This window comes from Actinobacillus arthritidis, from assembly GCF_029774155.1.
GTDB lineage: Bacteria > Pseudomonadota > Gammaproteobacteria > Enterobacterales > Pasteurellaceae > Actinobacillus > Actinobacillus arthritidis.
In genome coordinates, this window is the sequence record NZ_CP103833.1 from 1830136 (window position 1) to 1852461 (window position 22326).

Consider the following 22326-nt stretch of genomic DNA (forward strand, 5'->3'; position numbering starts at 1 on the left):
GAAACAGTTATGAGTAAATTCTTAGATTTAAACGTTCTAAGATTTCAAAAAGAAGGACAATATTTTGATCGTAAAAGTGCAAGAATAAGACCGAGAGATATATTAAAACATTTGGTCGCTTTTGCGAATGCTAACGGTGGAACTCTCGTAATCGGTATTGAAGATAATGGAGATATCAGTGGCTTTGGGGTTAATGGTTCACATTCGATAGATGAATTTTCATCTATCGCACTCATAGAATTACGAAAAACGCCCATTCTCGTCAAAACCGAGCGGATTCCCGTCTTAAATACAGCCGGAGTAAGTGATGAAATTCTACAGATTACTGTTGATGTATCAAGCGATCGTGTTATAGAGAACTATGACAATAAAGTTTATTTAAGACAAGATGATAAAAGTATTGAACTTAACTTTGAACAAATTACTCAATTAACTTATGATCGAGGACAACGATATTTTGAGGATGAAATCGTTGAAGATTCATCAATGGATGATATTGATGACGAGATTCTGGCAAAATATCGTGCTTTAATGCGCTTAGATAACCTCTCTATATTAGATATACTCTCAGCAAGGAACTTTATAAAAAACGGGCATTTAACGCACGCCGGAGTGCTATTATTTAGTAAAAACCCAACTAAATACTTACCACAAGCCCGTTTAAGAGTAATCAAATATGACGGTAATAATGCTCAAGTCGGTCAAAGTTTAAATATCATTAAAGAAAAAAATTTTGAAGGGAATATTCCTAAAGTTATTTCTGAAGTTAAAAGTTTCGTGGCGGATCAATTAAGAGAATTTCAATATCTCGATCATAACGGTACTTTCAAGATTATGCCGGAATACCCCGAATTTGCTTGGTTTGAAGGAATTGTGAATGCTTTAGTCCATAGAAATTATGCGATTAGAGGAGATCATATCAAAGTATTAATATTTGATAATCGCTTAGAAATTCATAGTCCCGGATTGCTTCCGAATATTGTTACCCTACAAAATATGAAAACACAAAGATTCTCTAGAAATCCTCGTATAGCAAGAATCTTATCCGAGTTTGGCTGGGTAAAAGAAATGAATGAAGGCGTGAAAAGAATATATTCGGAAATGGAGAATTTTTATCTAAAACAACCAATATATTTTGAACAAAACCATTCACTCATACTCACGTTAGAAAACAATATATTAAATCGAGCTTTAAGAGTTAAGGATTCTTTAGAAGCATTAATCACATCTGATACATTTAATGATTTAAGTGGATATGAGAAAGAAATCCTAAGCTATATTTATACCAACAAAAAAATTACTGTGAAAGATGGCATAGAGATACTCAATAAAAGTAATACTTTTGTAAGAAATAAATTTAAACATCTTGAAAAGCTAGGTATTCTAAAATGGAACGGGTCTAATCCTACAGATCCTACGCAATATTATGCTTTAGCTGAAAAATATAGTTCATAGTAGTTCATAGTAGTTCATAGTAGTTCATAGTAATATCAGGAGTAATATTTATATGATTATCGTAACAGGCGGCTTTGGTATGATCGGTAGTAATATCGTCAAAGCATTAAATGAAATCGGCAGAAAAGATATTCTTGTTGTAGATAACTTAAAAAACGGCGAAAAATTCGTAAATTTAGTAGATTTAGATATTGCGGATTATTGTGATAAAGAAGATTTTATCGCTTCGATCATTGCCGGCGATGATTTCGGCGATATTGATGCGGTATTCCACGAAGGTGCTTGCTCGGCAACCACCGAATGGGACGGCAAATACTTAATGCACAATAACTACGAATATTCAAAAGAGTTATTACATTTCTGTTTAGATCGCCAAATTCCGTTCTTCTACGCATCAAGTGCGGCAACTTACGGTGGCCGTTCGGATAACTTTATCGAAGAGCGTAAATTTGAACAACCGCTCAATGCTTACGGTTACTCAAAATTCCTATTTGACGAATATGTACGCCAAGTTTTACCGGAAGCGGATTCGCCGGTATGCGGTTTTAAATATTTCAACGTGTACGGCCCACGTGAACAACACAAAGGCTCAATGGCAAGCGTAGCGTTCCACTTAAACAATCAAATGCTGAAAGGCGAAAACCCTAAATTATTCGAAGGCTCAGAAACCTTCTTACGTGATTTTGTGTATGTGGAAGACGTGGCAAAAGTGAATATCTGGGCGTGGCAAAACGGTATTTCCGGCATTTATAACCTCGGTACCGGCAAAGCGGAATCGTTCCAAGCGGTAGCACAAGCGGTGATCGACTTCCACGGCAAAGGCGAAATCGAAAAAATCCCATTCCCAGATCATTTAAAGTCTCGCTACCAAACCTTCACCCAAGCGGATCTAACCAAACTCCGTGCGACAGGCTATACAGGTACATTCAAAACCGTAGCCGAAGGTACGAAAGAATATATGGCGTGGTTAAATCGTTAATATCTAGCCTTATATTAAAAACAAAGCGTAAGTCGCTATAAGTGCTACTTAATTAGGTGAAAACTACCATAAGTGTTAAGAAAAGATGCCTAACGGCATCTTTTCTTCATATAAATATTTAATGATACGAGAGAGAACTCTCACATCATCGTTAGCGATTTTTTGTTGTTTTCTTAGCAAAAACGACCGCTTACAAGCTACCAACTCTTCTCTACCGTCATAAACCATTCACTTCCCGATCGGCTATAAAAAGCGGAAATATTGCTGTCAATTTTACGATAACGATAATTTAATTTTGGAACAAAACCTTGCCATTGAATTTGGTTATGCCACAAACTAGCATTTACACTATATTCATCATCCAGTCGCTTTTTCGGGAAATAGAAGTTATCCGCTAAGAAATCACGCTTTACATAACGCAAACTGACTCGGCTCACAACATCGCCATAACGCACTAGCGTACCAAGATTAATTCCTTTACGAATAGACGTTTCTGCCTTATCTCTCGTGCGATCTTTACTCAACTCTACCCCACTGAACACCACCCAATTCGGATTGACGGTATAGCTTAACGAAGCCGATAATCCATTGATATAACCATTATAACGTTGTGCAATATTTTCATCGGCATAGCGTTTCTGTGTATGGTTAAAATTGGCGGAAAATGACCATTGGCGGTTAAGCTGACGGCGAAACTCAATATTTGCACCGTAATTTTGGCTGTAACGTGGCGAAGCGAGCCAGTTTTGTTCAAAGAACGGCAAAATGCCCCAAGATTGCAATGCAGAATGTTTACGATAACCGAATGAACCGTATAACGATTTTTCGCTGTAATCTTGGTTATCCCAATAATGCACACCACTAAATCGTCCTTCAAATGCCACAAAATGATTACCGCTTAGGTTTATTTCTCTACTTGCTCCCAAACCGTAACGAAAACCGTGGGCTTTTTGCGGTAAAGAATCTTCATTTTTTAAGAATCGCAAACCACCGATTTCGACTTCTCGTTCACTGGAAGCATTGTTCACATTATCGGTTTGTGTATATTGCAATTCCGCATCCGGTTGCCAATTTTGACGCTCTGCCATTGCTTGCAAATAACGTTCAACTAACGGTCGCATTTGCGGATCAAGGACTTTTCTTGCTTGTTCTAACTGTTGTTTCGCTTCACGATATTGCTTGTTTTCAAACAACATCACACCCAAATCGAAACGTGGATAAGCTAACTGCGGTTGAGCCTGTAAAATTTGTTGGTAAAGCTCGATCGCCCCGTCATAATCTTGTTCCGCACGCAACATTGCTCCTTTCGCATAGCGATATAAAATCGGATCGAAGTTCGCCTGTTTAGCATAATTATCCAATGCCGGTTTTAGAGCTTGCCACTGTTTATTGACTAATAACGCTGTGATAGTTTGATCTAAATTTGCCGGTTCGGCTGGTGTAAATATCGGGGTATCAGCGGTTAAATTCGTTGAACTTTTTACAAACTCCGCCGGTTTTAGATGATCGGCTTTATCCTCAAAGAAGATTGGTTTGGGTGTAGAAATAGTTTCCGCTAAAAGTGTTGAGGGAAGCACAAGAAGAATAAAAGGTATTGATTTCATTAGATTTTATCGGAAAGGTTTTTATTAGCGTAGGGATGCACCTCGTGCGTCCGCAAGCGGTCTAATTTGTAAAAAATTTTGCAAATTCAACCGTCAAATACGGACACACGCCGTGTGTCCCTACCATTATATGAAATAGTTAAAAACTATTTTTTGATTTCACCACGTGTGCCGCCGAAGCCAATGTCAAATGAACCTGAACCGTGCATATCATGTCTATCTGACGACATAACTTTATCACTAATAGATTTAGTTGGTGACAAATAAGTGTTATTTTCGCTATCCCAAGCACCATAAGGAGATTGGCTTAATGTTGCTCGCCCAGAAATTTCTTCTGCGTTTTTACCATAGAATCCTAATTGGTAATCTCCACTAGTATCTCTTACATTTTTCCATTCATCCGCACTAATTCTGCCTCTTGCTCGCATACCGCCAGAGGAAGCCGATTTATAAATTTCACCTTGATCAAGTGTTAAACGACCTATATGCTCTAACCCTTCAATACTTCCTTGTCCTGTTTTCTTAGCAAAATCTACATTATAAGTAAGTGTTCCTTGGCTGTGAGAATCAAATGCCACACCTGTATATGTCGCACTTCCTTCAGTTGGAAATTGAAGTTCTTTTGTTTCCAAACCTTTATCATCCTGAACAGTATAGGTTTCTGTTTTTCTTACAACTGGTTCATACCTATAATTTGTTCCATCATAGTTATATTGCATCTCTTCACTTTCTTTAGAATGGTACTTTCCTGTTACAACAGAATATCTTTGGTTATAAATATCGTTATGTTGATCAGTAGTTATAAATCGTCCTGTTTCTTTGTCATTTTCAACAATAGGCTCTTTTACTAAACTTGAATTTTGATTCCGATTGAATCCTATTAAAGTTTCATTAGGGAGACCTTTCAAGCTATTACTCAGATTAGTTTCCGCCTCATCTAGCGTGTTATATAAGTTTTCTCTAACAAAATCCGCTACATAATATTGATTGTTTAAATAGTCTTTAGAAAGTTGTTCTAAATTTTGTTTATGGGTAACTAATTGCTCTAATTTGTTCTTAAACTCATCTAAAGTTAGAGCTTTATTTTGTTCGACAAAATCTGTCGTATTAAGATTATAATTAAAATGTTGCTGAGAATATGTGTTTGCTAACTGATACATTTTTTCTGTTTTTTGTGATTCCTCTCGTTCAGCAACAAGTTTATCTAACTCAGTCAATGCACTTTCTTTGCTACCATTTGCATAATTACTAGCAAAATTACCCGCTTCCCAATCTTCTAACCCTTTTTCTTTCGCCAGTTGGGTTAATTCTTTAATAAAATTATTACGTTCAACTAACTTATCTAGCTCAACTAATGTTGCATCTTTTCCTTGATCAACATTGTTATAAGCAAAATTATTCGCTTCCCACTCTTGTAAACCTTTGCTTTGAGCTAATTGTTTTAATTCGGTAATTAGCGTTTCACGAGCATTTTGTTTATCTTCTGCTTCTTTTCGTAATAAATCGGCTAAATCATCATAACTTTTATCTCTATTCGCTTTTTCAAATGCTCTTGTCGCTTCATCCGAATAACCGAAATCTCTTGCCAAAATTCTGACTTTCGAGTTTCTTGACGCAAGCATAATTTTATCTGTCACTTCTTGCTTAGTTTTACCGATTAAATCCGTCGCTAATTCATCCGCCCAACCATTACTTAAACCGGCACTGATTGCTAGTTTATGAATTTGCTCTTTAGTAAGCGGTGTATTTACCGCTAATAAAGCGGCTTCAGCCTTTAATTTTGCTTCCTGCTCCGCTTGTATTACTTTTTCTTTTTGCACTAAACTTTCATTTGCTTTTGCTAATTCTTGGGTAAATTTAGTCAAATTATTTTGTGTCGTAACAAGCGTTTTCTTGATCTCATCAACCGTTTTAGCGGAAGCCGAATTAGCTTGCTTTAATTGGGTTGTAACAGCTTCAAGATTACTTTTTGTCGCAGTTAATTCTTTCTGTAAGTCTGCTTTCTCTTTACTGGACAACAATGATAAATTTTTTAATTTTTCTTCTGCTTGTTGTGTAGCTTGTTGTGCATTGGCTAACTGTTGTTTTACTTGTTCAATTTCTGTTTGTTGTATTTGTGGTTGCGTATGTATTTGCATATCCGTTTTTGGTTTAGCATGATTAGAACCGCCGCCACTACTCCCACAAGCGGTTAAACTCAGCAAAATTGCGGTTGCAATAGAAATACGTTTAATAGACATAGATAGACCTCATAAAATAATATAACGGTTAAAATTAAACCCGTTTTAATTTATACTAAACCGTAAAAATAAACCATAAATTATTAATTACAGTCTATTACCTTGTTAAGCAAGGTAACCTACCTTAAAAGGGCAATTATGAAAATTAATGAGAAAATCCGTCATTTACGAGAAAATCATCAGCTTTCCCAAGAAGTAATGGCAGATAAATTAGGTATGTCGGTAACCGGTTATGCCAAAATTGAGCGAGGCGAAGTGCGTTCCAATTTACCTCGTTTAGAGCAAATTTCTGAAGTATTTGATATGGATATTTGCGAATTGTTGTCTTACGGAGAGGAAGGGCAGATTTTCTTTAATAATGCAGATAATGATTTTAGTAATTCTAATAACTTTTGCTTTTCTCTAGGTAATAAAGGCAACAACCAAGAAATCGAAAAATTACAACAGTTATTAGTGCATAAAGAAGAGTTAATAGCACAAAAAGATAAGCTGATCGAGAGCCTTGAACGTGAACTGGCATTACTCAGAAAGCTGACAAGCGGTCAAAATTAGTCGATTTGTTACCGGCGATATATCGTAAAAGAAGTTCTTACTTAAATAAGTAAGAACTTTTTGATTTAAGTCTAACCGCTACCCCGTCTTGATTATAGAGCCACTAAATTTCCAAATTTATAATTCCTACTAATTTAATCAACTATATTATTAGGAGTTTACGATGTCTGTTTTAACTGATAAAGATTGGCGTACTGTACCGCTTGGTGAAATTATTGATTTTATTATCCCTCGTTTTCACGATACACATCGCAACCAATTACCTATCCTAATTGAATTGGCAGAAAAAGTGGAATCCGTTCACGCCGATAGTGCTGATTGTCCGAAAGGTTTAGCGGAACTTATTCGTAAAGTTTATGCGGATTTAGTGAATCATATGATGAAGGAAGAACAAATTCTATTCCCATTGATTAAAGCCGGTAGAGGAAAAATGGCGGCGGCACCGATTTCCGTGATGGAGGCCGAGCACGATGAGGCCGGTAACGATGTTGAAGAAATACAAAAACTAACCAATAACTTTACTCCGCCTGAGGGGGCTTGCACATCTTGGCGTAATCTATATCAAGGCTTACAAGAATTTGCCGATTTAGATGCACACGTAGATTTGGAAAATAATAATTTATTCCCTCGTGCATTAGCAGGTGAAGCGACCTTAATCGAAAACAAGCGGTTGATTTTGAAGAAAAATTTGCAAAATTCTTGCAAAAATCGACCGCTTGTATCACATTCACAAATTAAGCTGATGCTTTTGAGAACAGGTTAATCACCAACACGCCGGCAATAATCATTCCCATACCGATAAAGCCAGCCAAATCCGGTTTTTGTCCGAAAGCGAAATACGCTACAATGGCGGTCAGTACGATACCAACGCCCGACCACACCGCATAAACTATACCAATCGGCAATGTTTTGGTAATCACCGATAATAAATATAACGCTATCACAAAAGCGCCAATTGCCACTACGGTCGGTAGCGGTTTGCTAAAACCTTCGCTTGCCTTAATGCAATTACTGCCAATCACTTCAATGACAATCGCAAAGCCCAATAAAACCCAAGGGTTCATAAATTTCTCCGAAAACAAAAGCGGTTGGATTTTGCTCATTTTTTGCAAATTTCTAGCAAAATCCAACCGCTTTTCAAATAACTACAATTTAGATTGCACGTGTACCTAATTGGAAAATCACCACTTCCGCTTGGCAACTAAAACGGAAATTCGCGTCCAGTAAAAAACCGCCGTCTACCGCTTTAATTTCGCTGGTGATTTCACACGGTTCGCTTTCCGTGTCACGAGCTTTTTGGGTTAATTTCACAAGTGCTTGTTCTGCTTCCGCTTGTGTTTCATACACTTTTGCAAATTTCGCATCTCGTTCACTGTTATCAATGATTGAGCCGACATCAAAAGTATTACAACCCACACATTCAACCGGTTTATCTGATTTCATAAAAACCTCTATAAATTTTAGTTAATCATATGAATACTTTAATACTAAATAGATTGTTAAGCAACATACTTGAATCATCATATATGAACTATAAATGTATAATATTATTCATTATAGGTTAAAAAAGATCTTTATTTTATTAAAAAACTCAAATATGATACTTTTAATATTAAATTAAACAAAAATGGTTTACATATAAGCTATGACAGATATAAATTTACTATTAGAAGCACAAATTGATGCATTAAAAACGTTGCAAAAACAGCTATTAGTGTACGAACAGGCTAAAAAGCAACAGTTAATTGAAGGAAAAATCGAAGATTTGACCGCTTTCGGGCAACAACTTAACCAAAAACGTAAAGCGTTAAATATTGATTTATACACATTGGAATTACAAACCAATATTTCATCATCAACATTAAAACGATTGTTTCAAGATCCGAGCCAAGTGAGATTTTCCACCGTGTTACTTGTTGCTAAAACATTGGGAGTTTCACTATGCGCCGTATAAAACGTTCGGCAACCGTTTTTTTATATGATGAACCGGTCGGGCATCTTTACCAAGATGATATGGGATTTCATTTTTCTTATTTCAAAGATTATGTCGGTATTCCGCTATCACTTAGTTTGCCGGTCACGCAACAACACTTTCATTCAGAACAATTATTTCCTTATTTTGCCTCATTAATTCCTGAGGGTTGGCTCAAAGCAAAATATAACGTCTTACAAAAAATCGATGAACAGGATCAATTCGGGTTATTACTCAATAATGGGGAAAATATGCTCGGTGCGATAACGATTAAACGGGAGAAATAATGCAAAATTGCAGGGTGCTACTCACACAACTTACGGACACAGAACAAAAATCAGGATATAGCCAAAAGGGATTGCACTATTTGACCGGACAATCTGACTTTATTCCGGTTTTACCGTTCAGTCGCCAAGATTTCGGTACGTTAGAGCCTCGTAAACAGCAAGGAATGAGTATTTCCGGCTATCAACCGAAACTTCAATTAGTGATTCACGAGAAACAATTTCAAAGTATTACTCACCAAGGAAACTATATTCTAAAGCCCTCTCCCGAAGATTATCCATTTTTAGCGGAGAATGAACACGCGACGATGCAACTTATGGCTAAATTAGGATTTATTGTGCCGGAGAATGGTTTAATTCCGTTCCAAACAACCTCGGAACAAACGGAATATGCCTTTGTGATTAAACGTTTTGATCGCACAAATGATAATAAGCCTATTCATCAAGAACAGTTAGATGGTGCAATGAGCGTTACGGAAAAATACGGTAAGACAGGAAGCGATAACGAGCAATATATTAGCTATGAACAAGCGGTTAAATTTATCTTAAAACATACCGAAAATAATCTCGCTCAACAACAAGAGTTATTTAGACGGATTGTTTATGCCTATTTACTAGGCAATAATGATTTACACCTACGCAATTTCTCTCTGATTTACGCCAAAACGGGGGAAGCAAAGCTCGCTCCGATTTACGACTATGTTTCCGTTGTACCGTATAAAGCGATATTTGAAGGAACAATTTTAGCTTTACCCTTGCTTGCTAAAGAGGAAGGAAACAAAGAACTCGCCCATGGCTTTACTACACAATACGGCGAATATATCGGACAAGATTTTATTGAATTTGGCGAAAACATTGGGTTAAATCGAAATGTAATATTAAAAAAATTACTACCGCAAATACTAAAAGAAAAGGCGATAGTCGAAAGTGTTTATCAGCATTCCTTTATGCCGTTGGCACACCAAGAACTTGTCTTAAAAAATTACTCTCGGCGTTTACAGTTACTGCAAATCATTGATGAACCTAGCTTGTAACACAAAAGCCTTTAAGTATATTACTTAAAGGCTTTTTCTCACTTAATTAAAAACCAGCTTGTTGTTCCAGTTGTTCTACTAACGCATCGTCTAAACCGAGTGCTTCGGCAAGGTCGGCAAGGAAAACAATTTCTTTACGAGCTAGATCAGCACATACCACTCGAGCGGCTAAATAAACTTGCGCCGCTAATGCCGGGTTTTTACCGACTTGTGCGGCAATTTGTTGTACGGTTGCCGGTTGGTACATCGCTTGTTCAATCCATTGTTGGATTTCCGGATCTTGTCCCGCTTCGCCTAAAATGGCTTGTCTCTCTTCGTCAGAAATCGCACCGTCAGAAGCGTGTACTGCAATCATCGCTTGTAAAATCACTTGGTCGCTTGCTTGAGCATTTTGTTCTGTCACCGCAAAATTTTCTTCACTCACTGGAGCGACTTGTGTTTGGTTTTGCTGATATTTTTGGTAAGCCTGATAAGCAAGACTACCAATTGCCGCCAATGAACCTAATTTCGCTAAGCTAGAACCGCCATTACGCCCGAAGATCATCGAAAGAATGCCGATTGCCGCCGCACCGCCACCAATTTTTGCCACTTTATCGGTTGTGGTATTGCCGTTCATTGCATTTTTTGCCGATTCTTGGGCAACGCTTAGCACTTGATTTAAAATTTTGCTGAAATCCATAGAGTTTCTCCAATAAGAGTAAAGATAAATATCTTAGCCAACTAAGTGCCTATTTGTACATTAAATGGCTCAGAAGTTCCGTCTTCATCAAAAAACAAACGGTCGTAAATTCTCGTGAAAATACGACCGCCTGTTTCAAATTACAGTAAATCTACAATGTTAATCTCTATCGGTTGACTTAATAACTCAGCAAATTTAGCACCGGCATCAATAAAATGTGCCTGTTGGGCGTGTAAGGCTAAATCTTGTTGCGATTGCCATTGCTCTACAAAAGTATAAACATTCGGCTGACCTTGTACCGCACCACAGCCGTAAGCAATACAACCTTGGTCGTTAAGCGAAGCACGAATTAAGTTTTTTGCCAATGCTTCAAATTCTGCGATTTTATCCGCTTTTACATGACATACTGCATAAACTGCGATCATAATTGCTCTCCTAAACTAAAATTACACGATGTTGGAATGTGCTTTTAAAGCTTGCCCAATCCGCTCAAATAAATGTTGAATGATATCCGCTCGATGTGCAAGCACTCGAACTATTAATCCGCCGTCATTTAGCTGGGATACCCCCACCAACATCTCTTTTTGCTCGGCAATCAAGGCTTGTAACTCACTCACAATCGCCTTAATTTCTAAGGCATTTTTTGCCAAATTGATATAGGTTAATGAACCTTGATGCGAAAAATCTTCCATTTGGCTCAATGACGTCAATGCCATTTTTGCCGGCGACCATTGAATACGGTCGGTAACAAGCGGTCGATTTTGGTGAGAAATTCGCAAATAGGACGCAAAATGGCGGAAGGCGAATCGTTCGCCGTTTAGCACACGCCCAATCGCCACAATCTCACCATAAATCAGCTCAGACTGCTCGCCCATCTCAATTTCGGTAGTTTGCTTAAATCCGCTGTCTTTATGCGGCACCAACGGATGCGGAAGATAAAACAAGCGGCTATTTTTGCCCAATTTTATGCACGTTTTTTGCGTTGCATAATCGCCCTCATTCATTGATTGCACGCGAGTAAATGCCTGCGTGTTCAACGAAAGCGCTGTACCCTCCGCCAAAGTCATCTCTATATCCAGCTGATCGCCCGCCAGTAATCCCGGCGATGACGACATCTGCATCGCATTCAAGCCGCTTTGCCAAGCATCATCATAAACTGGTAAAGTCATAACCTTAAACGGCGGCGATACAAAATATTGATCGAGTCGCGTTTTGCCTTGCGAGGTAAGTTTTGTTGAAAGTAAAAGTTTGCTTTGCATTTTACAGTCTATTTTTTTAAATCTCCCCCAACCCCTCTTTACAAAAGAGGGGAGAGAAACTAGAGAAAATGGAGATCGCCAAATCTCTCTCTAATATGTTCCCCTCTTTAGTAAAGAGGGGATAGGGGAGATTTGTGCGATGTTCAAGCGATTATTTTTTGAAAATTAACGAACTAAAGATACCGGATCTTCAATATTTTTTAACAATGCGTATTTTTCGATCCAACCGATCACTCCATCAAGATTTTCATTTTTCATCAAGTTGGTGAAAATAAACGGCTGGCCGTTACGCATACGGCGAGCATCACGTTCCATTACACTTAAATCCGCCCCTACAAACGGTGCTAAGTCAGTTTTATTAATCACTAACAGGTCTGAACGTGTGATACCCGGTCCGCCTTTACGTGGAATTTTCTCACCTTGTGCCACGTCAATTACGAAAATGGTTACGTCTGCTAAATCTGGGCTAAAAGTTGCCGAAAGGTTATCACCGCCCGATTCAATGAAAATTAATTCCACTTCCGGAAAACGCGCGACCATTTCGTCCACAGCTTCAAGGTTCATCGAAGCGTCTTCACGAATTGCCGTGTGTGGGCAACCGCCGGTTTCCACCCCCATAATACGCTCAGGCGGAAGTAAACTATTTTTGGTTAAAAACTCTGCATCTTCTTGGGTGTAGATATCATTAGTAATCACCGCAACACTGTATTTGCTTGCGATTTCACGAGTTAAACGTTCGATTAACGCGGTTTTCCCCGCTCCCACAGGGCCTGCCACCCCGATTTTGATATATTTACGCATTGGTTTTCCTATTATTCAAATTAAGACATATAAAGTCTTGTATAAAGCTGTTCGTGTTGCATTGAGCGAATATCGCTTGCTAGCGTTGCCGCACCGAGCCATTCGGGATCAGGATTTAGGCTATTTTCAACCGCTTGCGCAAGTGGTGTGCGTAACGCAAATAAAATATCTTGCCCGTCCATTTGGCTTAACGGCACCAGTTTCACGCCATTAGTCACCGCTCCGACTGCCGCATTGTAGTAGAACGCATAGAGCGTTTCGGCTTTATCTAGATTCATCGCTTGAGCCACCATTGCAAACACAATTGGGAAATAGCCCTGACAACGTTTTTCGCTGATCGCTTGTTGGAAGGCACTCAGTAATGGGTGATTTTCATAACGAATAAAAATCTTCAGCAATCGTACACCTAATTTATAACTGCCCTCACGACTCTCACGAGCGATTTTGCTGGCGGCAAGCTCTTGATCTAACGCCAACAAGCGGTCTAAATCGTGGTTTGCCATTGCATCAAATGCCAGTGATAAATACGCACCGTCATTGTAAATCCAGTTCTGCATCAGCTGGGTTTGAACATACTCTTCAAGACTTGCTCGACTGTTCACTTTGCCTTGTTGCACAAAGGTTTCCAAGCCGTTGGAATGATTAAAACCACCGATTGGCGGCGTAGGATCAACTAAGTGTAACAACGCCCCTAACTGCCCCATACGTGCGAAATCTAGTGCTTGTGCCAATTTCCGTCTCCATGGTGATGATAGCCGTGATGATCGTGCGCATGACTGTGACCGTGAGAATGTCCGTGTCCCTGAGCGGAATTTGCTCGCAACGCTTGGCTTAAACGTCGTTCTGCTTTCTTCGGTTCAAATCCGGCCGCTTGTAGCCATTCAAACATCGGTTTGTCGTACGGAAGCGTCACCTCATCACCGTCTAAAAATAATGGCGAATGTTTGTTACCGATTTCATAGCAAGCACGCGCCATTTCCGGCAAGGTTTTCGGCGAAAGTACAATGACCTCAGATGGCAAAATTTCAATCGCAATCACAAGGCTCTCGTTCACAAACACCACATCATCGTGTTTTAAACGTTGCCCTTCTTTCAAAAGACGAAACGCCACTTCACGCCCCGACCGACTTTTTTTACGCAGAATATTGCGCTCACTCTCAAACCATTCGAGCGGTACATAATCAATTTGTTGTGTAGTAATTTGCCCGCTTGCTTTAAGTGTAGCCAAATTACCTAAAATGTCTTCCATTACTGGAAGGATTGGGTTAAGGATTTGCATTATCTTTCTTCCATTCCCCATACTACGTATGGGGTTACGCATTGTACGATTGCTCTGCAACCTGTTTTGTAGTTAGACGTGTGGTTTTGTCTCCGCCAATACAGCATATTTGCCATTCATTTCTTCCGCCCAAGCGGTCAAATTCGGGTGATTTTTTGCAAGATCGTAACCAAGTTTTTCGGCACGGAATTGCCACCAGTCGATTAAGCAAACTGCATTGATTGTGCCGATATTTAGCTCTGTGCCGAATGGCTCAATCGCTTTTTCAAGCTGTGGGAATGAACGAATATTACGAACCATTAGTCGCTCTTGACGGCTTGTCCACCATTCGTTTTCAGGGCGAAGCATACGTTCAGCCATAATCGGGACGGTATTTTCTAAAATGCCGTCCGCAAGGTTATGTAACGCTAACGTCGCCCAGCGTGGTTTGCCACTTTCCGGAAATAATTTCGGTTGGTCGCCTTTTTGATCGAGATATTCACAAATCAGTTGGTCGCCGAATAACCAATTTCCGCAATTACGCTGTAAAGCCGGTACACGTCCAAGCGGATTGTCTTGGTTGTGTGGTGAATTTGGGTCAAATGACGAACTAATTTTTAACAGCTCGGTTTTAGCTTCTAATTGTTGATGTTTTAGCGTAACTAACACTTTACGCACAAAAGGGCTAGTGGTGGAATACCAGAGTTTCATTATTTAAATCTCCCCTACCCCCTCTTTACAAAAGAGGGGAACTGATTTTAATGAAGAATGAAGATCTTAATGCTTTCCCCAACTATACCCCTCTTTTGTAAAGAGGGGCTGGGGAGATTTTGCTAGAACAAGAAATAACGCTGTGCAAGCGGTACTTTGGTCGCAGGTTCGCAAGTAATATGCTCGCCGTCCACACGTACTTCATAGCGTTCCGGGTCAACGGTAATTTCAGGCGTTGCATTGTTGTGAACGAGGTCTTTTTTGCCTACATCACGACAGCCTTTTACCGCTAGGGTTTCTTTCTGAATGCCGTATTGCGTTTTGATGTTCGCATCCACGCTAGCTTGGGAAACGAAGTACACTGCACTTTCGGTATTCGCTTTCGCATTCGCCCCGAACATTGGGCGGTAGAATACCGGTTGTGGCGTTGGGATTGAAGCGTTCGGGTCACCCATTTTCGCAAAGCTGATAAAGCCTTTTTTCATCACAAACTCCGGTTTTACGCCGAAGAATTGCGGTTTCCATAGTACGATATCAGCCAGTTTACCCACTTCAAGCGAGCCAACGTGTTGGCTGATACCGTGAGCAATCGCCGGGTTGATCGTATATTTCGCAATATAGCGTTTAATACGGAAGTTGTCGTTACCTTCATCGCCCAATGCGCCACGCTGTGCTTTCATTTTATCTGCCGTTTGCCACGTACGAGTGACTACTTCGCCGACACGTCCCATTGCTTGACTGTCTGAACTCATAATCGAGAACACACCCATATCGTGCAGAATATCTTCCGTCGCGATCGTTTCAGGGCGGATACGGCTGTCGGCAAATGCCACATCTTCCGGCACACGTTTATCTAAATGGTGGCAAACCATCAGCATATCCAAATGCTCGTCAATCGTATTCACAGTAAATGGGCGGGTTGGATTGGTTGAAGCCGGTAATACGTTCGGGTACATCGCCGCTTTAATAATATCCGGTGCATGACCGCCGCTGGCACCTTCGGTGTGGAAGGTGTGAATCACACGTCCGTTAATCGCTTTCATTGTGTCTTCTAAGAAACCACTTTCATTGAGCGTATCGGTGTGAATTGCGACTTGCACATCCATTTCGTCCGCCACTTTTAACGCCGCGTCAATCACCGCCGGTGTTGCCCCCCAGTCTTCGTGAATTTTTAAGCCTAACGCACCGGCAACAATTTGTTCTTTAAGCGGTTCAAGCGTAGAACAGTTACCTTTGCCGAAAAAGCCGATATTAACCGGTAACGCTTCGCAAGCTTGGAACATTCTTTCAATATTGAATTTACCCGAAGTACAAGTGGTCGCGTGCGTGCCGTCCGCCGGGCCTGAACCACCACCTATCATGGTGGTAATACCGTTTTCGATAGCATGTTGTGCTTGTTGCGGACAAATCCAGTGAATGTGAGTATCGATACCGCCTGCAGTCGCAATTAAATGTGCGCCGTTATGTACTTCGGTACTTGCGCCGATAATCATATTTGGCGTCACATTATCCATGGTGTCCGGATTACCCGCCTGACCAATGCCGACAATACGTCCGTCACGAATCCCGATATCCGCTTTAATAATGCCTAATTTTGCGTCAATAATCATCACGTTAGTGAGAGCAAAATCCAATACGTTCGGATTATCTCGGGTAGCGGTACTGGATTGTGCCATACCGTCACGTACCGACTTACCGCCGCCGAATTTACACTCATCACCTTTAGTCAAAAAATCTTGTTCAATTGTCGCCCATAAATCGGTGTCGCCTAAACGAACTTTATCACCGACTGTCGGACCGTAAGTCGCTACATACTGACTGCGTGGGATTGTTAATGCCATTTTCTTACTCCCTATAATTTGCCGTCGATTTCGTTATGGAAACCGTAAATCACTTTATTACCACCAAACTCAACCAGTTCCACTTCTTTCGCTTCACCGGGTTCAAAACGCACCGCATTGCCTGACGGTACATTTAAACGCATACCGCGAGCCTGCAAGCGGTCGAATTTTAGGGCGTTATTGGTTTCAAAAAAATGGTAGTGCGAACCGACTTGAATCGGGCGGTCGCCTGTATTGACTACTTCTAATTTGACGGTTTTGCGGCCCACATTCGCTCGTACATCACCGTCTGCTAATTGGTATTCTCCGGGGATCATTTTTTATTCCTTATGTTATTACTCTCTCCCTCTTGAGGGAGAGAGTATCGTTATCTAATCGGGTTATGTACGGTCACTAATTTCGTGCCGTCCGGGAACGTCGCTTCGATTTGCACTTCGTGAACCATTTCCGCAATGCCTTCCATTACATCGTCAACCGTCAATAACGTTGCGCCGTATTGCATTACTTCCGCCACCGACATTCCGTCACGTGCCGCTTCTTGTAAGTGGCTGGCGATATAAGCGATTGCTTCCGGATAATTTAATTTCACACCACGAGCTTTGCGTTTTGCCGCCAACTCTCCGGCAAGAAACAACATCAGTTTTTCTTGTTCTCTTGAAGTTAAATGCATTTTGTACCTTCTTTTCTCTCAGACTTTGTTAGATTTTTTAAAAATAGACCGCTTACTAAGGATTAAGCAATCTGACTAATTTATTTTTATCAAAAGCGGCTTTATCCAGTTTAGATTTTATCGTGAGCAAGCACCAACTTGCGACAATAAAACCAATCGTATAAGTCGGAATCCCCATTTTAGCAACGATAAACTGAATCAATACAGCAAGTAATACGCCGAAAATCACATAAGCAAAATGTCTTCGTCTTGTGCCGGCAAAGGCACAAGCGACTAAAATGGGTGAGAAGCCATAAATCCCATTTGCAAGACTGTTCTCATCCACACCAAGTAAATGATAAGCAAAGGTTGAGCCTATTGCCGCCACCGCCAAGCCGTACATTGCCGCAATCGGAGAACTGATTGCAATCGCCAAAAATAATAAGCCGCCGGTAATCGCACTCGAACCAAAATTCACTTCCGCCCAAGCATAAAACGGTGAACGCATCGCATCAATTGTATTAGTGTGGTCACTCAATGCTGGCGTAGTTTGGGTTAAATCCAATAATTCAAAAGAAGAAACTCCCCAACAAAATACCCAACTGGCAAGCACAAACGGAAAGGTAAAAGCAACTTTGCCTCGTTTGGTAAATTCACGCATTAATACGGTTGCAAATAGAGAAGAACAGATGCCGAGAAGCCAAATTATCGGGTTGGAAGCGTCGAGTTCACCGAAGGTAAACATGACACACATAAAGGCAAGACTGGAATTGAAGCCGTAAAGACCTTGTTTAATTTGTTCTGTGGGATAATGAAGAAAGGAAGCAAATAATGTACCGAGTAAGGCACCGAGAAAACAAGACACACCGAGTGTCCAGTGGCTAAAAAACATTGCAATGACAATTACCAAGCCGGACAAACCATTTTCTTGCAAAAAGATTTGCCCGATCCCAGTAAGGGTGGTTTTGATCAACTTCATTTTTATTCCTGTATTTTAATGCTTTATATTTTGTGTATATTTTTATTATTGGCATAGGCTAGTGTTATGTTTATACCGTCACCGCTATTGATAGGTTTGCCTCAGCGTGAATTAGTTTACGATAGTTTTCGTTATCCTTCAAATGCCTAAAAATCATAAGAAAGTGAAATATTTCAAATTGTAAAATAAATTTCATTATATAAATTGGAACTTTTCTCAATAAGTCATAGTCTATGAAATACATTATCCGAATCGCATATTTCACTTTGATTTAGGTTTATCTCAATAACGCTATAAACCTGAGATAGCTTCCTAAATTAAAGTTATGTCGAAAGATAATTATCCTCGCAACCAATATTTTTTCAGCACTATAAAGACAGGCGGTCTTATTCGGTTTATTTACTACAAAGTAAATCGAATAAGACCGTTTTTATTACCCAAATTCTGATTATCTCTATAAAATAAATAATCATAAAGAAAAGTTAAATTCCCTCGAAATAATATGTTAAATAAACTTGATGCTTTGAAATATTTTTGTACTGTCGCACAAACGTTAAATTTCCGAGAAGCGGCTAACCAACTGGCGGTTTCCCCACCTGTTATTACTCGAGTGATCAATGAGCTGGAAATTGAATTAGGCGAACAACTATTCAAACGCACAACCCGAAATATCGTACTGACTAATTTTGGCGAAGAATTTCTACTACACGCAAAACATCTATTGGACGATAGTGAAAAGTTATTTAATTTAGGTAAAAAACAACAAGATGAAATGGCAGGTATTGTACGCATTACGCGCCGAAACTTCGAGATCAAGATGAAATCTTGTTTGAATTATTAAAAGCATTAGAGCCTTATCCGGATCTTGTGATTGACTGGCGAGTCGATACCGCTCGTTTGGATAATGTAAAACATCGCATTGACATTGGTATCCGAGCGAGTCGAGAACCTGATCCAAACTTTATCGTGAGACCGCTTTCCGAAATACACGATATTTTTGTCGCTTCGCCTGATTTTATTGCGCGTTGGGGTGTACCAAAAAGTCTTGATGATTTGCGTAAAAATTTCCCGATGAGCAGTTTAATTAATACCACAACGGGACATCCTTGGGAAATTTACATCAATCAGGACACCATTCTCGTTCCACAAAAACTCGGATTTATTACTACCGATCTTTATAGCGAGTTACAAGCTGTACTAGCTGGTAGAACTATTGCCCATATTGGGAATATGGTATGTAAACCTTATCTTGAAAGTGGTCAACTGATCCAATTGTTCCCTGAAGCACAATTTGAAAAATGGCAACTTTATGTCTATCGACCTTATCAAGCGGTGACCTCGTTAAGAGTATTAAAGGTATTTGATCTGTTAACTGAAATTATGCAAAAACGTTATGCTTAGCCATAAAAAAGCGGTCAAATTTTGCAACAAACTTGCAAAAAATGACCGCCAAGGTGAACACGGTTTTTAAATCAACTTATTTACGCTTCTACCGGTTTGACGACAATTTTAGTGATTTGTAATTTATCGCCGTTCTGTTTGGTATCAATATCAAATTTCACGTTCCAATGACCTTGGTTATCCCACATATCGCCGGAAACTTTGGCGGTAACCAATAACTCGTCATAACCTTTAGACTTGATTTTCGACTCAGTAATCATTCCATACTTCATACCACCTTTTTGAATGTTTTTAATCCATTCTTGCTTGGTCATCGTATCGTTTTTTAATGTCACTAACTCAAAATCATCTGATAATAGGCTTTGTAACGTTGTAAAATTAGGATGAATTAAGGCATGATTTAATTGTTCATACGCATCAATCACTTTTTCTTGTTGTGCTTGCTTTGCTTCTACATTCCCAATTACCGGTAAACTTGCAACAACACTCAGGGCAACGCCCAAAAATAGCGATAAAAATATCTGCTTAAATGTCAATTTCATTAGATTCCTCGAATATCTCTGCTTCTCTCTTAATACTTGACTGATATTATAAAGTAATCATTATTAATGATAAGTACATATTTAGTTAATTAACTATTAATAAATATGAAATAATAGGCGAAAACGATTGCTTTAGACAAAGAGAAAACAAGAAAGCGGTCTTCTTTTGCTATTTTGTTACAAAAAATGACCGCTTTATCGGCAAGGAAAAATTAGAATAAAATAGGCACTAAAAAGGCAGTAACGATCATCGTAATTAACGTGAAAGGTAAACCAATTTTTAAGAAATCACTAAAGCGGTAGTTACCTAAAGACACGACCATTGAGTTCACCGGCGAAATTGGGGTCATAAAGGCGACGGATGAAGCGATTGCAACCACCATCACTAATGCCGTTGGCGAATAACCTAATTGATTTGCCACTTCTATCGCTATCGGTGCCATTAAAATCGCCGTGGCACTGGTTGAAATAAATAAACCGACGATAGCCGTCAACGCAAACAGTCCCATTAAAATTAACGGATAAGGCGTACTTGAACCGCCGGTAATGGCAATAAATTCCTCTACCATTAAACTTACCCCACCGGTTTTTTGCATCGCTAACGAAAACGGCATCATTCCGATCACCAAAATTAAAGTCGGAAAGTGAATCGACTCATAGGCAGATTTCATATCAATACAACGAAATGCCCCTAACATCAAACACGCAATAAATGCCGCAATCACATTAGGAACCACACCGCTAATCATCAAGCCGATCATCACAACTAACGATAAAATCGCATAAGGTGCTTGACTGGTCGCCGGCACAACTTGCTTACTTTCTTTCGGCATACCAATTAAAAAGAAATCCTTACGGCTCTGCACCATCGTCGTGATTTTTTGCCATACGCCCATGACAAGCAAGATATCACCGGATCGAATAGTTTCGGTTAACAGATTATTTTGCAGAATCTGTGTATCTCGTTTAATCCCTACCACACTTAAACCGAAACTGGAACGGAAATTTAACGAATCTACCGTTTTACCGATTGTTTCGGTTTCCGGCATCACACCAAGTTCCGCCATACCGACTGATTTTGCTTGTGTAGAGAAATATTCGCCTTTTAACTCAATCGGTCGCAATTTAAATTCCTGACATAATTCTGCAAATCTGTCTTCATCCACCCCAATATCCATTAATAGAATATCTTTTTTCTGTAATTGGTCTTTTCCAAAAGCGGCAAGCGTAATATTGCGGAAATTTTTATAACGCTGAATCGCAATAATATTTAAATGGTAAATTGATCGCAGATTTAACTCATCTATTGTCTTACCTACAAAAGTAGAATCCTGTGGCAAGATAACCATTTTGGCACGTCCATGTAGCTTATATTCATCAATAAATTGTGCCATTGACTCTTCATTATTATTTGAAACGACCGAAGCATTATTACCTAACCAACGGCGAGCAATGAGCATATAAACTATCCCGAGCAACAACACCACCACACCAATCGGGGTAAAGCTAAAAAAGCCGAATCCTTCAAACCCGGCTTTGACCAATTCGGCGTGCGTCACTAAATTTGGTGCGGTTGCAATTAAAGTCATCATACCGCTAATCAAGCCGGCAACGGCAAGCGGCATCATAAAACGACTGGGAGAAATATTCATACTGGCACAAATTGCAAGCGTGACCGGGATAAAAATTGCCACAATACCGGTTGAACTCATAAATGCACCTAAAGTACCGATACTCAACATTAATAAAGCTAATACTTTTGCTTCACTAGCACCTGCAACTCTTAATAACCAATCACTCATTTGATTTGCGACACCGGTACGAGCCAAAGCATCGCCAATGATATAAAGTAACGCCAGTAAAATCACATTCGGATCACCAAAGCCGGCTAATGCTTCTTTTGTAGTTAAAATACCGGTTAAACTAAAGGCTAACATCACCAATAGGGCGATAACGTCCATTCGCAATTTGTTTTGAATAAACAAAAAGACAGCGATGGCAAGAATTGCCAATACCCAAAATAAAGGATATTGCATAAAGGAAGGTAAAAATTGCTGAAGGGTTTGCATAATATTCTCTAATTGTA

The 22326-nt window shown here is 39.6% G+C and carries 23 protein-coding genes and 2 pseudogenes; 8 read left to right on the forward strand and 17 right to left on the reverse strand.

Annotated features, from left to right (window positions below; genetic code table 11):
- Positions 1 to 9 precede the first annotated feature (9 nt).
- A complete protein-coding gene (locus NYR89_RS08710; protein ID WP_279445501.1) occupies positions 10 to 1455 on the forward strand; it encodes an ATP-binding protein in 1446 nt (481 codons plus the stop codon).
- Positions 1456 to 1507: 52 nt separating this feature from the next.
- Positions 1508 to 2434 (forward strand): ADP-glyceromanno-heptose 6-epimerase, encoded by a 927-nt coding sequence (rfaD, locus tag NYR89_RS08715; protein ID WP_279445502.1) that lies wholly within the window; start codon positions 1508 to 1510, stop codon positions 2432 to 2434.
- A gap of 197 nt (positions 2435 to 2631) precedes the next feature.
- Here the strand turns inward: rfaD and NYR89_RS08720 are convergent, their stop codons facing one another.
- Both NYR89_RS08720 and NYR89_RS10925 read right to left on the reverse strand, forming a co-directional pair.
- Positions 2632 to 4038, reverse strand: a complete 1407-nt coding sequence (locus NYR89_RS08720) for a surface lipoprotein assembly modifier (RefSeq protein ID WP_423848074.1) — start codon at positions 4036 to 4038, stop codon at positions 2632 to 2634.
- Between the two features lie 146 nt (positions 4039 to 4184).
- Positions 4185 to 4616: a factor H binding protein domain-containing protein gene (locus NYR89_RS10925; protein WP_341536372.1), complete on the reverse strand. Its 432-nt coding sequence runs from the start codon at positions 4614 to 4616 to the stop codon at positions 4185 to 4187.
- A 1800-nt stretch (positions 4617 to 6416) separates the two neighbouring features.
- On the opposite strand from NYR89_RS10925, the gene NYR89_RS08730 reads away from it, so the two are divergent.
- Both NYR89_RS08730 and NYR89_RS08735 read left to right on the forward strand, forming a co-directional pair.
- Positions 6417 to 6830, forward strand: coding sequence for a helix-turn-helix domain-containing protein (locus tag NYR89_RS08730; RefSeq protein ID WP_279445504.1), 414 nt, complete (start codon positions 6417 to 6419; stop codon positions 6828 to 6830).
- Positions 6831 to 6993: 163 nt separating this feature from the next.
- Positions 6994 to 7476: pseudogene (locus tag NYR89_RS08735) on the forward strand (hemerythrin domain-containing protein); the annotation flags it as partial.
- Between the two features lie 88 nt (positions 7477 to 7564).
- Here the strand turns inward: NYR89_RS08735 and NYR89_RS08740 are convergent.
- Positions 7565 to 7894 carry a DMT family transporter gene (locus NYR89_RS08740; protein ID WP_005620515.1) on the reverse strand — a complete coding sequence of 110 codons (330 nt, stop codon included), beginning with the start codon at positions 7892 to 7894 and terminating at the stop codon, positions 7565 to 7567.
- An 88-nt stretch (positions 7895 to 7982) separates the two neighbouring features.
- A complete protein-coding gene (locus NYR89_RS08745; RefSeq protein WP_279445505.1) occupies positions 7983 to 8273 on the reverse strand; it encodes a YfcZ/YiiS family protein in 291 nt (96 codons plus the stop codon).
- Between the two features lie 202 nt (positions 8274 to 8475).
- Here NYR89_RS08745 and NYR89_RS08750 point away from each other — a divergent pair, with 202 nt between their 5' ends.
- From NYR89_RS08750 to NYR89_RS08760, 3 genes are read left to right on the forward strand one after another with little or no spacing between them, the layout of a single operon-like run.
- Entirely contained in the window at positions 8476 to 8784 is a 309-nt protein-coding gene (locus NYR89_RS08750) for a helix-turn-helix transcriptional regulator (RefSeq protein WP_279445506.1), read from the forward strand.
- The gene (locus NYR89_RS08755; protein WP_279445507.1) at positions 8772 to 9089 is read left to right on the forward strand and encodes a HipA N-terminal domain-containing protein; all 318 of its coding nucleotides are present in this window, start codon (positions 8772 to 8774) and stop codon (positions 9087 to 9089) included. Before NYR89_RS08750 ends, NYR89_RS08755 begins: the two co-directional genes overlap by 13 nt.
- Positions 9089 to 10120, forward strand: a complete 1032-nt coding sequence (locus tag NYR89_RS08760) for a type II toxin-antitoxin system HipA family toxin (RefSeq protein WP_279445508.1) — start codon at positions 9089 to 9091, stop codon at positions 10118 to 10120. The genes NYR89_RS08755 and NYR89_RS08760 overlap by 1 nt, the downstream gene beginning before the upstream one ends.
- 46 nt (positions 10121 to 10166) lie before the next feature.
- Here the strand turns inward: NYR89_RS08760 and NYR89_RS08765 are convergent, their stop codons facing one another.
- The 11 genes from NYR89_RS08765 to NYR89_RS08815 form a co-directional block, all read right to left on the reverse strand.
- The gene (locus NYR89_RS08765) at positions 10167 to 10799 is read right to left on the reverse strand and encodes a tellurite resistance TerB family protein (protein WP_279445509.1); all 633 of its coding nucleotides are present in this window, start codon (positions 10797 to 10799) and stop codon (positions 10167 to 10169) included.
- 140 nt (positions 10800 to 10939) lie between these two features.
- Positions 10940 to 11224 (reverse strand): putative quinol monooxygenase, encoded by a 285-nt coding sequence (locus tag NYR89_RS08770; protein WP_279445510.1) that lies wholly within the window; start codon positions 11222 to 11224, stop codon positions 10940 to 10942.
- Between the two features lie 21 nt (positions 11225 to 11245).
- Positions 11246 to 12058, reverse strand: a complete 813-nt coding sequence (locus NYR89_RS08775; protein WP_279445511.1) for an urease accessory protein UreD — start codon at positions 12056 to 12058, stop codon at positions 11246 to 11248.
- 165 nt (positions 12059 to 12223) lie between these two features.
- Complete coding sequence (ureG, locus tag NYR89_RS08780; protein ID WP_279441882.1) at positions 12224 to 12859, reverse strand: urease accessory protein UreG; 636 nt, start codon at positions 12857 to 12859, stop codon at positions 12224 to 12226.
- A gap of 20 nt (positions 12860 to 12879) precedes the next feature.
- Positions 12880 to 13563 (reverse strand): urease accessory protein UreF, encoded by a 684-nt coding sequence (locus NYR89_RS08785; RefSeq protein ID WP_279446671.1) that lies wholly within the window; start codon positions 13561 to 13563, stop codon positions 12880 to 12882.
- A gap of 11 nt (positions 13564 to 13574) precedes the next feature.
- Complete coding sequence (gene ureE / locus NYR89_RS08790; RefSeq protein ID WP_279445512.1) at positions 13575 to 14138, reverse strand: urease accessory protein UreE; 564 nt, start codon at positions 14136 to 14138, stop codon at positions 13575 to 13577.
- A 72-nt stretch (positions 14139 to 14210) separates the two neighbouring features.
- A complete protein-coding gene (locus NYR89_RS08795) occupies positions 14211 to 14828 on the reverse strand; it encodes a glutathione S-transferase (RefSeq protein ID WP_279445513.1) in 618 nt (205 codons plus the stop codon).
- Positions 14829 to 14950: 122 nt separating this feature from the next.
- Positions 14951 to 16669 (reverse strand): urease subunit alpha, encoded by a 1719-nt coding sequence (gene ureC, locus NYR89_RS08800; RefSeq protein ID WP_279445514.1) that lies wholly within the window; start codon positions 16667 to 16669, stop codon positions 14951 to 14953.
- An 11-nt stretch (positions 16670 to 16680) separates the two neighbouring features.
- Positions 16681 to 16986, reverse strand: coding sequence for an urease subunit beta (gene ureB / locus NYR89_RS08805; protein ID WP_279445515.1), 306 nt, complete (start codon positions 16984 to 16986; stop codon positions 16681 to 16683).
- 50 nt (positions 16987 to 17036) lie between these two features.
- Entirely contained in the window at positions 17037 to 17339 is a 303-nt protein-coding gene (ureA, locus tag NYR89_RS08810) for an urease subunit gamma (RefSeq protein ID WP_005599005.1), read from the reverse strand.
- Between the two features lie 55 nt (positions 17340 to 17394).
- A complete protein-coding gene (locus tag NYR89_RS08815) occupies positions 17395 to 18297 on the reverse strand; it encodes an urea transporter (RefSeq protein WP_279445516.1) in 903 nt (300 codons plus the stop codon).
- A 502-nt stretch (positions 18298 to 18799) separates the two neighbouring features.
- Between NYR89_RS08815 and NYR89_RS08820 the strand changes: the two are divergent.
- Positions 18800 to 19698: pseudogene (locus tag NYR89_RS08820) on the forward strand (LysR family transcriptional regulator).
- An 80-nt stretch (positions 19699 to 19778) separates the two neighbouring features.
- On the opposite strand, the gene NYR89_RS08825 reads toward NYR89_RS08820, so the two are convergent.
- Complete coding sequence (locus NYR89_RS08825) at positions 19779 to 20240, reverse strand: nuclear transport factor 2 family protein (RefSeq protein WP_279445517.1); 462 nt, start codon at positions 20238 to 20240, stop codon at positions 19779 to 19781.
- 212 nt (positions 20241 to 20452) lie between these two features.
- Entirely contained in the window at positions 20453 to 22309 is a 1857-nt protein-coding gene (locus NYR89_RS08830) for an SLC13 family permease (RefSeq protein WP_279445518.1), read from the reverse strand.
- Positions 22310 to 22326: the final 17 nt, after the last annotated feature.

Coding starts and splice junctions, on each gene's coding strand:
- NYR89_RS08830 (WP_279445518.1), bottom strand. CDS start 22,309: ATGCAAACCCTTCAGCAATTTTTACCTTCCTTTATGCAATATCCTTTA.
- rfaD (WP_279445502.1), top strand. CDS start 1,508: ATGATTATCGTAACAGGCGGCTTTGGTATGATCGGTAGTAATATCGTC.
- ureB (WP_279445515.1), bottom strand. CDS start 16,986: ATGATCCCCGGAGAATACCAATTAGCAGACGGTGATGTACGAGCGAAT.
- NYR89_RS08750 (WP_279445506.1), top strand. CDS start 8,476: ATGACAGATATAAATTTACTATTAGAAGCACAAATTGATGCATTAAAA.
- NYR89_RS08740 (WP_005620515.1), bottom strand. CDS start 7,894: ATGAACCCTTGGGTTTTATTGGGCTTTGCGATTGTCATTGAAGTGATT.
- NYR89_RS08760 (WP_279445508.1), top strand. CDS start 9,089: ATGCAAAATTGCAGGGTGCTACTCACACAACTTACGGACACAGAACAA.
- NYR89_RS08710 (WP_279445501.1), top strand. CDS start 10: ATGAGTAAATTCTTAGATTTAAACGTTCTAAGATTTCAAAAAGAAGGA.
- NYR89_RS08795 (WP_279445513.1), bottom strand. CDS start 14,828: ATGAAACTCTGGTATTCCACCACTAGCCCTTTTGTGCGTAAAGTGTTA.
- NYR89_RS08825 (WP_279445517.1), bottom strand. CDS start 20,240: ATGAAATTGACATTTAAGCAGATATTTTTATCGCTATTTTTGGGCGTT.
- NYR89_RS08745 (WP_279445505.1), bottom strand. CDS start 8,273: ATGAAATCAGATAAACCGGTTGAATGTGTGGGTTGTAATACTTTTGAT.
- NYR89_RS08755 (WP_279445507.1), top strand. CDS start 8,772: ATGCGCCGTATAAAACGTTCGGCAACCGTTTTTTTATATGATGAACCG.
- NYR89_RS08765 (WP_279445509.1), bottom strand. CDS start 10,799: ATGGATTTCAGCAAAATTTTAAATCAAGTGCTAAGCGTTGCCCAAGAA.
- NYR89_RS08720 (WP_423848074.1), bottom strand. CDS start 4,038: ATGAAATCAATACCTTTTATTCTTCTTGTGCTTCCCTCAACACTTTTA.
- ureE (WP_279445512.1), bottom strand. CDS start 14,138: ATGCAAATCCTTAACCCAATCCTTCCAGTAATGGAAGACATTTTAGGT.
- NYR89_RS08730 (WP_279445504.1), top strand. CDS start 6,417: ATGAAAATTAATGAGAAAATCCGTCATTTACGAGAAAATCATCAGCTT.
- NYR89_RS08770 (WP_279445510.1), bottom strand. CDS start 11,224: ATGATCGCAGTTTATGCAGTATGTCATGTAAAAGCGGATAAAATCGCA.
- NYR89_RS08815 (WP_279445516.1), bottom strand. CDS start 18,297: ATGAAGTTGATCAAAACCACCCTTACTGGGATCGGGCAAATCTTTTTG.
- NYR89_RS08785 (WP_279446671.1), bottom strand. CDS start 13,563: ATGGGGCAGTTAGGGGCGTTGTTACACTTAGTTGATCCTACGCCGCCA.
- ureA (WP_005599005.1), bottom strand. CDS start 17,339: ATGCATTTAACTTCAAGAGAACAAGAAAAACTGATGTTGTTTCTTGCC.
- ureG (WP_279441882.1), bottom strand. CDS start 12,859: ATGCGTAAATATATCAAAATCGGGGTGGCAGGCCCTGTGGGAGCGGGG.
- ureC (WP_279445514.1), bottom strand. CDS start 16,669: ATGGCATTAACAATCCCACGCAGTCAGTATGTAGCGACTTACGGTCCG.
- NYR89_RS08775 (WP_279445511.1), bottom strand. CDS start 12,058: ATGCAAAGCAAACTTTTACTTTCAACAAAACTTACCTCGCAAGGCAAA.